The 11,861-nt window shown below is 68.0% G+C and carries 10 protein-coding genes and 1 tRNA gene; 4 read left to right on the top strand and 7 right to left on the bottom strand.

Annotated elements, in window-relative coordinates; translation table 11 throughout:
- Positions 1-73: 73 nt before the first annotated feature.
- Positions 74-1,504, top strand: coding sequence for an NAD-dependent succinate-semialdehyde dehydrogenase (locus DDT93_RS12480; RefSeq protein WP_109466172.1), 1,431 nt, complete (start codon positions 74-76; stop codon positions 1,502-1,504).
- A 41-nt stretch (positions 1,505-1,545) separates the two neighbouring features.
- Positions 1,546-2,925 (top strand): aminotransferase class III-fold pyridoxal phosphate-dependent enzyme, encoded by a 1,380-nt coding sequence (locus DDT93_RS12485; protein WP_109466173.1) that lies wholly within the window; start codon positions 1,546-1,548, stop codon positions 2,923-2,925.
- 4 nt (positions 2,926-2,929) lie between these two features.
- Here the strand turns inward: DDT93_RS12485 and DDT93_RS12490 are convergent, their stop codons facing one another.
- Positions 2,930-3,838 (bottom strand): LysR family transcriptional regulator, encoded by a 909-nt coding sequence (locus tag DDT93_RS12490; protein ID WP_109466329.1) that lies wholly within the window; start codon positions 3,836-3,838, stop codon positions 2,930-2,932.
- A gap of 84 nt (positions 3,839-3,922) precedes the next feature.
- Between DDT93_RS12490 and DDT93_RS12495 the strand changes: the two genes are divergently transcribed.
- Positions 3,923-4,777, top strand: a complete 855-nt coding sequence (locus DDT93_RS12495; RefSeq protein WP_109466174.1) for an oxidoreductase — start codon at positions 3,923-3,925, stop codon at positions 4,775-4,777.
- A gap of 65 nt (positions 4,778-4,842) precedes the next feature.
- Here the strand turns inward: DDT93_RS12495 and DDT93_RS12500 are convergent, their stop codons facing one another.
- The 3 genes from DDT93_RS12500 to DDT93_RS12515 form a co-directional block, all read right to left on the bottom strand.
- The gene (locus tag DDT93_RS12500) at positions 4,843-5,892 is read right to left on the bottom strand and encodes a DUF475 domain-containing protein (RefSeq protein ID WP_109466175.1); all 1,050 of its coding nucleotides are present in this window, start codon (positions 5,890-5,892) and stop codon (positions 4,843-4,845) included.
- A gap of 427 nt (positions 5,893-6,319) precedes the next feature.
- Complete coding sequence (locus DDT93_RS12510) at positions 6,320-7,135, bottom strand: IclR family transcriptional regulator (RefSeq protein ID WP_109466177.1); 816 nt, start codon at positions 7,133-7,135, stop codon at positions 6,320-6,322.
- A complete protein-coding gene (locus DDT93_RS12515) occupies positions 7,122-7,532 on the bottom strand; it encodes an acyl-CoA thioesterase (protein WP_109466178.1) in 411 nt (136 codons plus the stop codon). The genes DDT93_RS12510 and DDT93_RS12515 overlap by 14 nt, the downstream gene beginning before the upstream one ends.
- Positions 7,533-7,623: 91 nt before the next feature.
- On the opposite strand from DDT93_RS12515, the gene DDT93_RS12520 reads away from it, so the two are divergent.
- Positions 7,624-10,377 (top strand): benzoate-CoA ligase family protein, encoded by a 2,754-nt coding sequence (locus tag DDT93_RS12520; RefSeq protein ID WP_109466179.1) that lies wholly within the window; start codon positions 7,624-7,626, stop codon positions 10,375-10,377.
- Positions 10,378-10,499: 122 nt separating this feature from the next.
- On the opposite strand, the gene DDT93_RS12525 is transcribed toward DDT93_RS12520, so the two are convergent.
- From DDT93_RS12525 to DDT93_RS12535, 3 genes are all read right to left on the bottom strand, one after another.
- Positions 10,500-10,576: transfer RNA gene (locus DDT93_RS12525), tRNA-Arg, on the bottom strand.
- 117 nt (positions 10,577-10,693) lie between these two features.
- Positions 10,694-11,332: an alpha/beta family hydrolase gene (locus DDT93_RS12530; RefSeq protein WP_109466180.1), complete on the bottom strand. Its 639-nt coding sequence runs from the start codon at positions 11,330-11,332 to the stop codon at positions 10,694-10,696.
- Between the two features lie 94 nt (positions 11,333-11,426).
- The gene (locus tag DDT93_RS12535; protein WP_109466181.1) at positions 11,427-11,738 is read right to left on the bottom strand and encodes an ETC complex I subunit; all 312 of its coding nucleotides are present in this window, start codon (positions 11,736-11,738) and stop codon (positions 11,427-11,429) included.
- Positions 11,739-11,861 lie beyond the last annotated feature (123 nt).

Here is an 11,861-nt window from a genome sequence, read left to right on the forward strand (position 1 = left end):
CCCGCGCCGCGCGCGGTAGACCTGCGGTCGAACGGGCCACCCCTGTGGCCCGGACCCGCCAAAGGAGAGCCGGATGAGCCTGCAAGACCCCGACCTGTTTCGCGAACGCGCCCTGATCGGCGGGGCCTGGACCGGGACGGCCACGTTGCAGGTGCATGACCCGGCCACGGGGCAGGTCATGGGCCGCGTCCCGGAGTGCGGCGCGGACGAGACGGCAGAGGCCATCGCAGCAGCCGAGGCGGCCTTCCGGACGTGGCGCAGGGTTCCGAACGCAGACCGGGCCGCGGCGCTGATGCGCTGGCACGACCTGATGATCGCCAGTGTGGACGACCTCGCCCGCATCCTGACTGCGGAACAGGGCAAGCCCCTGTCGGAGGCCGCGGGCGAAATCCGCTACGCCGCGAGCTATATCAAGTGGTTCGCCGAAGAGGCCCGCCGGATCGAGGGCAGCCTCCTGCCCGAACGCGGCCGCCGGGTTCTGGTCAGCAAGGATCCGGTCGGGGTCTGCGCGATCATCACCCCTTGGAACTTTCCCGCCGCCATGATCACGCGCAAGGTCGCTCCCGCCCTCGCGGCAGGCTGCACCGTGGTCATCAAGCCCTCGGACTTCACGCCCTTCACCGCGCTGGCCCTCGCCCTGCTGGCGGAACGGGCGGGCATTCCCGCCGGTGTGATCAACGTTGTGACGGGTCGCCCGGAAACCATCGGACAGGTGCTGACTGCCAGCCCGACGGTCCGCAAACTGTCTTTTACCGGCTCGACCCGCGTGGGCGCCCTGCTGATGGCGCAATGCGCGCCCACGGTGAAACGGCTCTCGCTCGAACTGGGCGGCAACGCGCCCTTCCTCGTCTTCGACGACGCCGACCTGGACCTTGCCGTCGAGGGCGCAATGGCGTCCAAATTCCGCAACGGGGGACAGACCTGCGTCTGCGCCAACCGGTTCCTCGTCCAGTCCGGCATCCATGATGCCTTTGTCGAGCGGCTGGCCGCCCGGGTCGACGCGCTGAAGGTCGGCCTGGGCACCGCGCCCGGAACGGATATCGGACCGATGATCAACGCCGCCGCGATCAACAAGATCAATGGCCACGTCGCCGACGCCCTCGCCCGGGGCGCGCGGCGCCTTACCGCGCAGCGCGACCTGCCCGCGCACTACGCCTGCCCCACCGTCCTGACGGGGGCCCGGGCCGATATGCAACTGGCGAGCGAAGAGACCTTCGGCCCGGTCGCGCCGGTCTTCCGGTTCGAGACCGAGGAGGAGGCCATCGCCCTTGCCAACGACACGCCCTATGGCCTTGCCGCCTATTTCTACACCCGCGACCTCGACCGTGCCTTCCGCGTCAGCGACGCCCTCGAATTCGGAATGCTCGGCCTGAACACCGGCGCGATCTCGAGCGAGGTCGCCCCTTTCGGCGGGGTCAAGATGTCGGGCCTGGGCCGCGAAGGCGCCCACGCGGGGATCGAGGAATACCTCGAAACCAAGGCCCTGCACCTCGCCGGCGCGTAGCTCCACCTCCTCCCGCTGACCTTTCACCCAGAGATCCTTCAATGACCGCAAATTCCCTTGTCGAACTCGACCGCGCCCACCTTGTTCACCCCGTCGCCTCGTGGCGCGGGCACGAAGCGACGGGCGTCCGCCTCCTCTCCTCGGCGCAAGGCGCGCGAGTCACCGACAGCGAGGGGCGCGAACTGATCGACGGGTTCTCGGGGCTCTGGTGCGTCAACGCAGGCTATGGCCACGAGAGCATCGTTGAAGCCGCCGCCGAACAGATGCGCCGCCTGCCCTATGCCACCGGCTACTTCGATCTTGGTGCCGAGGCCCCCATCCGCCTTGCCGCCGCCCTTGCCGAGCGCGCGCCCGGCGACCTCAACCACGTCTATTTCACGCTGGGCGGCTCGGATGCGGTCGATAGTACGATCCGCTTCGTCCGCTACTACTGGCATGCGCGCAACCAGCCGCAGCGCGACCAGTTCATCTCGCTGGAACAGGGCTATCACGGCTCGTCCTCCGCCGGGGCCGGACTGACCGCCCTGCCGCTGTTCCATACGGGCTTCGGCGCGCCCTGGGACTGGCAGCACAAGATCCCCTCCCACTACAGCTACCGCAATCCCGTCGGGTCGGCCCCCGCCCACATCATCGCCGCCTCGACCGCCGCGCTGCGCGCAAAGATCAGGGAGATCGGCGAGGAGAGGGTCGCCGCCTTCTACGTCGAGCCGATCCAGGGCTCCGGCGGCGTCCTCGTGCCGCCGCCGGGCTGGGTCAGGGCCATGCGCGCGGTCTGCGCCGAGAATGACATCCTGTTTATCGCCGACGAGGTCATCACCGGCTTTGGCCGCACCGGCCCCCTTTTCGCCTGCGAGGACGAGGGCATCGTGCCCGACCTGATGACCACGGCAAAGGGCCTGACCTCGGGCTACGCGCCTATGGGCGCCGTGTTCCTGAGCGAGACGGTCTACGAAACCATCGCCGACGGCGCGGGAAAGGCCGCTGTCGGGCATGGCTTTACCTACTCTGGCCACCCCGTCTCGGCAGCGGTCGGGCTCGAGGTGCTGCGGCTCTACGAAGGCGGCCTGCTGGCCAATGGGCGCGAGGCCGGTCTGCGCCTGCTCGAAGGGCTCGGAGGTCTCTCGGACCATCCCCTCGTCGGCGAGGTCCGCGGGCGCGGGATGCTGGCGGCGGTGGAACTGGTCGCCAACAAGGAGACCAAGGCCCCCCTGCCCGCAGAACTCGACCCGGCACGACGCTTCTTCGACGGCGCCTGGCAACAGGGCCTGATCCTGCGGGCCTTTGGCAACGGGGTCCTCGGCTACGCGCCGCCGCTCTGCTGTACCGGCGACGAGATCGACGCCATCGTGGAGCGCACCCGAAACCTGCTGGACCTGACGCTGGCAGACCGCGAGGTGCGCGCCGTTCTGTCCGGCGACTAGGACGCTACGCCGCCCCGTCGCGTTGCCTGCTGCGCAGGAAATCGACGAAGGCCCGCAGCGGGGCCGGGGGGCGGCGGCCGTGGAAGTAGAGGAACGGGCCCTCGAACTCGGGCCACCAGTCGGGCAGGACCGGGACCAGCGCACCGCTTGCGAAATGCGGCTCCAGCCAGTTCCGGAAGACGAAGCAGAGCCCCATGCCCGAGATCGCGTGCCCGATCATCGCCGCCGAACCGCCGGTGCCGATGGTCAGCCGCGCGCGGACGTCGAGGGTGATCGTCTCGCCCGCGCGCTCGAATTCCCAGGGCACCAGCGCCCCGCTGCTGAAACGGCCCCGCAGGCAGTCGTGCTGCAACAGGTCGCGGGGATGTTCCGGGGTTCCGGCACGTTCGAGATAGGCGGGCGACGCCGCCAGCGCCGCCTGCTGGCGCCGGGGCCCCAGCGGCACGGCGATCATGTCCTGCGCCAGCGCCTCGCCATAGCGGATACCGGCGTCGCAGTTCGCGGCGACCGCATCGACCATGCGATCCTCCACCATGATCTCGACCTCGACGCCGGGGTGTTCGGCCATGAAGGCCTCGATCAGCGGCGGCAGGATGTCGACCATCACCGCCCCGGGCACGTTCAGCGTAAGCCTGCCCTGCAGGGTCCCGCTGCGGCTGCGCACGGTGTCGAGCGCGTCTGCCGCCTCCGCCAGCAGTGGCGCGATGCGGTCGGCAAGCTCCCGGCCCGCCTCGGTCGGTGCCACGCTGCGGGTGGTGCGGGTCAGCAGCCGGGTGTCGAGCCGCGCCTCGAGCCGCGCGACGGTCTCGCTCACGGTTGCCGGTGACATTCCGAGGGTGCGGGCGGCGCTGCGAAAACCATTGGCCCGCACGACCGCGATGAAAACGCTGAGATCATCAAGATTGTTCGTCATGTCGATCAGCCTATTCGGATTGAGCGCCGTTTTCAAACAGCTCGCAGTCCCCCATCTCTCCGGCAGCACTCAAGGAGACCAGACATGACACGCCCCGCAATGGCCGCCGGCCGCTTTACCTTTCCCGGAACCGACCTCACCGTGAACCGCATGGGTTACGGCGCGATGCAGCTTGCCGGTCCGCACGTGATGGGGCCGCCGAAGGACCCGGACGAGGCGGTGGCGGTGCTGCAGGAGGCGCTCGCGCTCGGCATCGACCACATCGACACCAGCGACTTCTATGGCCCCCATGTCACCAACGAGATCATCCGCAAGGCGCTGCACCCCTACCCGGGCAACCTTGTCCTCGTCACCAAGGTCGGGGCGTGGCGCGACGAGAGCGGCGGCTGGAACCTCCGGCGCGACGATGCCTTCCTGCGCCAGTCCGTCGAGGACAATCTCGACCGGCTCGGGCTCGACCGGATCGACATCGTGAACCTGCGGATGGGCGGTGCGGAGGACGATATCGCCACCCCCATGCGGGCCATGCGGGCGATGCAGGAGGAGGGGCTGATCGGCCATATCGGCGTCAGCACCGTGACCGCCGAACAGGTCCGGGTCGCGCGCGACATCGCCCCGGTGGTCTGCGTCCAGAACCACTACAACCTTGCCCACCGCGACGATGACTCGCTGATCGACGCGCTGGCCGAGGATGGCATCGCCTATGTGCCCTACTTCCCGCTCGGCGGGTTCAGCCCGCTGCAATCGGCGGTGCTGGATGGCGTGGCCGGGTCGATGGGAACCAGCCCGCAGAAGGTCGCGCTGGCGTGGCTGCTGGCGCGCAGCCCTAACATCCTCGTGATCCCTGGCACCTCGCGCCGCGCCCACCTGCGCGAGAACATCGAGGCGGCCGCCCTGCGGTTCGACGCCGGGCAGAAGGCAGAACTCGACGCGCTGTAGGCCCGCGCGTCAGGGCACCAACAGGCCGGGCGACATAGCGCCCGGCCCAGTCGCCCCATGAACCGTCAGGCCGGGACCTTGCACCGCACCGACGACAGGAAGGCGATCAGGATCAACCCTGCCCCGAGCAGCCCGGTCACGACCTCCGGGATATGCACCAGCGCCTGCGCGTACATGACGATCGACAGCGACAGGATGGCGTAGAAGGCCCCGTGTTCCAGATAGCGGTATTCCGACAGCGTCCCCTTCTCAACCAGCATGATCGTCATCGACCGGACGTACATCGCCCCGATCCCCAGCCCGATGGCGATGACAAAGATGTTCTGGCTGAGCGCGAAGGCCCCGATCACCCCATCGAAGGAAAAGGAGGCGTCCAGCACCTCGAGGTAGAGAAACGCCCCGATGCCGCCGCCCGCCGCCGCCCGCGTCGCGTTCCCCGCGTCGATCAGCCCGCCGACGACCTCGACGACGAGGAAGGTCAGCAGGCCCATGATGGCGGCATCCATGAATACCTCTCCCTTCGCGTCCGGCAGGGCGGAGGAGAACAGCAGCGCCAGCAGCAGGACAATCGCCACCTCGATCCCGCGCACGGTGGCCGAATGGGCCATCTTCTCCTCGATCCAGCGGACCCAGTGAATGTTCTTCTCCTGATCGAAGAAATAGCTCAGCCCGACCATCATCAGGAAGGTGCCGCCAAAGGCGGTGATGGGCAGATGCGCGGCATGCATGATCCGGCCGTACTGCGCGGGGTCGGACGCCGCGAGATAGATCGCCTGCACCGGCCCGATCCCCGCCGCGACGACGACGATCAGCAGCGGAAAGACGATCCGCATCCCGAAGACCGCGATCAGGATGCCCCACGTCAGGAACCGCCGCTGCCATTCCGGGCGCATCGACTTCAGCTTGTTTGCGTTGACGATGGAATTGTCGAAGGACAGCGAGATCTCGAGCACCGCGAGCACGGAGCAGATGAAGAGATAGGACAGCACGCCGCCAAGCGTGCCGGTGTAGAACCAGCCGACGAGGCTGCCGAGGGCCAGCCCGGCCACGGTGACGACGAAGGCCCAGGTGAAGTAGCTCGCCATCACGCGGCCCGAAGGTGAATTGGTGGTCATGTCGACGTTCCTTTCGGGACCTGACCGGCCGCGCCCGGGGGCATGACGCACCGACCGGCATCGCCTGCTGGCCCGATCCCTGCGGTTGACAGATTTTCAGCGCCGACATCACAAGCGTACCGCAGACGCTTGCCAGAGGGGCCCGGTCACCATGGGTAAGCTCCGGCCTTGGCCGGTTCCGAATGGCAGGGGTTTCCTCACCTTCCTTTCACGGGTCGGGCGGAACGACGGCCCCTTTCCCGATGCCCACATATGTAAGTCGCGACTCGGACTCCACGAAGGCCCCGTCCCGTCTTTTTTGCAGGGCCGGAAGCACGGTCAGGATCAGGAAAACGCGGCGCAGGGTTTCCTCCGTAAGCCGCCCCGGAACGAGGACGGGCAACAGGGGCGCCAGCTGCGGGTCTGGCACCGGCTCAGGCGGGATCGCCTAGCCCTCCGACCCCACCGAAGCAAAGGAATGGGCCCGGCAGAAGTCCAGCAGGTGCCCGATCTCGTCCGATCCGTCCTGCACCACCTTCGGATTGGTTCCGATCAGGGTGATCGCCGCCTGTGCCTCGCCCTGCCAGTCAAGGATCGGCGCCGCCACCACGACGAGGCCGGGGATATAGTCGCCATAGACGGTCGCGTAGCCCATACCGCGCACCCGCTCGATCAGGGCGTCGACGCCCGAGCGCGTCGGCTCCACGTCGCCGAGCACCGCCGGATTCTGCGCCGCTTGTGCCAGTTCCTCGGCCAGCCGGGCCTGGACCGTGGCCTGCGGCGCGTAGGCCAGAAAGATGCGGCCGGTCGACGAGTTCAACAGCGGCAGCGTGGTGCCCAACCCCATCGAAGTCACGATGGGGGAGGCGGCACGCTCCCAGCGCACCACGGTCGCACCGCCCCCGCCCCAGACCGAGAGGAGCACGGTCAGCCCCGTCGCATCGCGGAGCTCTTCGAGATGGGCCGAGGGCTTGTTGACGAAGTCGTGCCGCCCGATGGCCGCAAGGCCAAGACGGATGGAACCGGCCCCGAGGTCATACTTGCCCGAACGCCCGCCCTGCTCGGCCAGACCCGCGTGAAGGAAGGAGGCGAGGTAGCGGTGCACCTTGGAGGGCGGCATGTCGACCTCGCGCGCCAGTTCCGACAGCGACAGCGGCCCCGGGCGCGATGCCATGAACATCAGCACCCTCAGCGCGGCATCGAGCGACTGGATGCCCCCGCCAGTTCCGCCGCCAGTCTCGTTGTCGGTCTTATCCTTCGCCATGGTCGTCGATCATGTCCCTGAGCGGCTGCAAATCTCCCGCTTTCATACCAGCGGGCGTGGCAACGAACAACGCGCGGGCCTCCTGCCCGGTAAAGGCCACCTCTCCGGCTACAGTCCCGACATAGTGAACCGTGAGGGTCCGCGGCGACCATTCCAGAAGCTCGATCAGAATCGTCAGATCGTCCCCGTCGCGCATCGGACGGAGGAAGCTGGCACTCGCATTCCGCAGCCCGACCCCGAGCGCCCCGAGCGATTTGCAGAGTGCATCATGGCCGCCACGACTGCGGAGCAGGTCGTGAAAGCAGCGGTCCATCCATCGGTAAACGTTTGGATAGAAGACGATTCCGGCGGGATCGCAATCGCCGAAGGTAACCTGGTAGCGGATCTCGTGCGGCATGGCGGTTATTGCACTATATGAAACGTATTGCGTGATACGCAATTATTCTGATAGCTTTTCCCCGGGTGGATGTCGAGCGGGAGGAAAAGCGATGTCACAGCTGAGCAAGATGGCGATCATCGGAGGAGGACCGGCGGGGCTCTATGCGGCGATCCAGATGCGCCGCCGGATGCCGCAGGTCGAAGTCACCGTCTACGAGCAGAACCCGCAGGGCGCGACCTTCGGCTTCGGCGTCGTCTTCTCGGACCAGGCGCTGGCCTTTCTCAAGGCCGCCGACCCGGAAATCCACGACCTGATCCTGCCCCACATGGAGCGCTGGCAGAACATGACGCTGCAGCATCCGGAGGACCGGATCACCATCGACGGCGTCGGCTTCACCGCGCTCGGGCGGCTCGAACTAATCGAGATCCTGCGCACCCATGCCGAGGGTCTTGGCATCGACCTGCGCTTTGACACGCGGATCGAGGATCTGGCCGCGCTGGAGGCCGATATCGTGGTGGGCGCCGACGGGCTGAACTCGCTCGTGCGCCAGAGCTTCGAGAGCGCCTTTGCACCCGAGGTCGAGCATTTCAACTGCCACTTCGCGTGGTTCGGAACCGACCGCCCCTTCGATACGCTGACGCAAAGCTTCATCCGTACCGACAAGGGCGCGCTGAACGCCCACCACTACCGTTTCACCCCCGACCGCTCGACCTTCATCGTCGAATGCGAGCACGAGACCTTCGAACGCTACGGCTTTGGCCAGATGGACGAGGCCGAGAGCGCGGCCCTGTGCCAGGACCTCTTCGCCGAGGTGCTCGACGGCGCCAAGCTCATCACCAACAAATCCATCTGGCGGCAGTTCCCGCGCCTCTGGTGCCCGCGCTGGGTCCACGACCGCTACGTGATCCTGGGCGACGCGGCGCATACCGCGCATTTCTCGATCGGCTCGGGCACACGGCTGGCGCTGGAGGATGTGATCGCGCTGATCGGCGCGCTCGAGGCCGAACCGGACTGGCGCAAGGCGCTCCATCGGTTCGAGGCCGAACGGCTGCCCATCGCGAAGAAGATCGTGGAGGCCGCCAATACCTCGGCCACCTGGTACGACACCTTCGGCGCCAAGATCGACAAGGCGCCGCTGGACTTCGCCTTCGACTACATCACCCGCTCGGGCCGGGTGGACATGGACAGGCTCCGCCGGATGGCGCCCGAATTCACCGCCCGCTACGAAGCCGAGAAGCGCGCGCACCCCGACGCCATCAGCGACCCGGTGGGGGACGACACCCCCGGCGCGGCCGAGATCGGCTTTGACCGGTCGGCGCATCCCAACTGCTCCGAAACGCTCTGGCAGAACCTCGCGCGCAACCCCGACAAACCGGCGGTCATCGGGCCCGCCGGCACGCTGACCTACCGCGAACTGATCGCCGAGGCCGCGCGCTGGGGCAATGCCTTTGCCGCGGCGGGGCTGCAACGGGGCGAGCGCATTCCGTTCTTCCTCGACGATACGCCCGCCTACCCCGCCGCCTTTTTCGGCGCGGTCCGGGCCGGGTTCGTGCCGGTGCTTCTGAACACTCAAACCACCGACGACACGCTGAACTACTTCCTCAAGGACACCGGCGCGCGGCTCGCCGTCTGCGAGGCAGGGCTCGCCCGGCACTTCGGGCCGACGGTGCGCGAGGGCACCGAGGTCGCCACGGTGGTGGCCGTGAACGGCAGCGTCGCGGACAACGGCTTTGTCAGCGCCGAGGACTTTCTGAAGGATCAGCCCGACACGCTCGCCTGCGCCGACACCGGGCCGAACGACATGGCCTTCTGGATGTACTCCTCCGGCTCGACGGGGCGGCCCAAGGGCATCGTCCACCTGCATCACGACATGGCCTATTCCGAGGCCAGCTTCGGCCAGCAGGTGCTCCGCCTGCGGCCCGACGACATCTGCTTCTCGGTCCCGAAGATCTTCTTCGCCTACGGGTTCGGCAACGCGATCACCTTTCCCTTCTCGGTCGGCGCGACAACGGTCCTGATGCCCGGCCAGCCGCGCGCCGAGGCGGTGCTGGACACCATCGGGACCTACCGCCCCACGGTGTTCTTCGGCCTGCCGACGCTGTTCACCTCGATCACCCGGCACCCGGCGGCGCAATCGGCCGACCTCTCGTCGATCCGGCAGAGCATGTCAGCCGCCGAGATCCTGTCGGAGGAGGTCTACAAGGCATGGGTCGCCCTGACCGGCCACGGCCCCACCGAGGGGCTCGGCTCGACCGAACTCCTGCACGTCTATCTCTCCAACCGCCTCGACGATCATCGCCTCGGGGCCGCCGGGGCGCGGGTGCCGGGCTACGAGGTCAAGCTGCTGACGCCGGAGGGCGCGCCCGCAAGGCCCGGCGAAGAGGGCGTGATGTACGTGCGCGGCCACTCCTCGGCCCCAATCTACTGGAACCGCCCCGACAAGACCCGCGACACCATGCGGGAAGACTGGATTTACACCGGCGACAGGTTTATCGAGCGCGATGGCTACTTCTACTTCCAGGGGCGCGCCGACGAGCTGATCAAGGTCTCGGGCCAGTGGGTCTGGCCGCTCGAGGTCGAACGCTGCCTCGCCGAGCATCCGGACATCCACGAGGTCTGCGTGCTGGCGCACGAACTGGCGGACAAGCGGATGACCCTGCGCGCGGTGGTACACCTGCGTGACGGGCTCGAACCCGGCGAATGGTCCGACGCCTCGATCAAGGCCTTCGTCAAGGAGCGGCTCCAACCCTTCAAATACCCGCGCCTCATCGAATACTGCGCCGCCCTGCCCAAGACCGGCACCGGCAAGATCGACCGCCGCGCCCTCGCCCAGGCCCCGCAAACCCCCGCGCCCGCGCTCTGATCCGGCCCCGCCCTGGGGCGGGCCGGACCAACTCCGGGGTGGGCGCAGACCGTGGACGAGTTTCGCGACACCGGATCAGGCGGCGATCGGGTCTCGACCGGGTCTGTTGCTTGCGAAGATAGTGGCGCTCCCACGAGGACTCGAACCCCGAACCTGCCGATTAGAAGTCGGCTGCTCTATCCAGTTGAGCTATGGGAGCGCGCTGGCACCGGGCGCTAGGGGTGTGCAGGAGTTCCCGGGTGTTTTCAAGCTTTCATTCGCGCCCCGGCGGGAGTTCCCCGGCGATCGTGTCGCGGCGGGCCCGAGGGGGCACGTGTCACAGCTGGGAGGACCAGCGGGCGATCTCTGCTGCTGCCCTGTTCAGGTGATCGGTCTGGGTCAGCCCCGTCACGCCCTTGCGCGGCGACAGGTCGTGGTCGCCGTCCTCGAACCAGCCCAGCGTGATGGCGGGGGACAGCGCGTAGGTCCCGACCTCGGCCTGCGTGCCGAAGGGGTCGCGGGTGCCCTGGCAGATCAGCGTGGGTGTCCGCAGGTCGGCCAGGTGCGCGGTGCGCAGCTTTTCCGGCTTGCCGGTGGGATGGAACGGGTAGCCGAGGCAGACCAGCCCGGCGATGCGACCCTCCCCGTGCAGGGAATCGGCGACGAGGCTGGCGACGCGGCCGCCCATCGACTTGCCCCCGATGATCAGCGGCCCCTCGCAGGCCAGCGCCTCGACCGCGGCGAGGTATTCCGCGCAAAGCAGTTCGACCTTGGGCGGCGGCCGCTTGCTGCCGCCGGTCCGGCGCGCGGCCATGTAGGCGAACTCGAACCGGGCAACGCGCAGGCCCTGCGCAGCCAGCGCCCCGGCGATGCCGGACATGAAGGCGGTGTCCATCGCCGCACCGGCCCCGTGGGCCAGCAGGACGGTGGTGCGCCCCGGCGCGTCGCCGGTCAGAAGAAACTCGATCTGCGCCATTGCCCCTCTCCCGATACGACAAAGGCGCCCAATGGGCGCCCCTGCGATTGCTGCTCTGGCTCGGTCGCGGTGCCCCTGCCCCGCGACACCGCGCTCAGTGGGTCCAGGCGCCGCGGCGGTTGGTGGCAAAGTTCTCGCCATAGCCGCCCGTGCGGATGTTGGGCTTGCGGGTCTTCGGCTCGAACACCTGTGCCTCGATGCCGTTGGCCTCGGCATATTCCAGCGCCGCGTCCTTGGTGGAAAAGCGCAGGCGCACCTGGCTCTGCATGTCGCCCGACGAGGTCCAGCCCATCAGCGGGTCGACTTCGCGTGCGCTGGCGGGGGCGTATTCAAGAACCCAGTCGCGGGTCTTGGCAGTTCCCGACTGCATGGCGTTGCGAGCTGGCTTGTAGATACGTGCGCGCATGGGCTGCTCTCCGGTCTGACCTTCGATGAGCCTTTTGCCATGCCGCGCAGCGATTGCCAAGGCGCGCCCTGCGCGGCATTCGCCGGAAATGTCAGGATGTGGCGGGAGCGACCCCCGCTGCCG

It is taken from the genome of Albibacillus kandeliae, from assembly GCF_003116585.1.
Taxonomy (GTDB): domain Bacteria; phylum Pseudomonadota; class Alphaproteobacteria; order Rhodobacterales; family Rhodobacteraceae; genus Albibacillus; species Albibacillus kandeliae.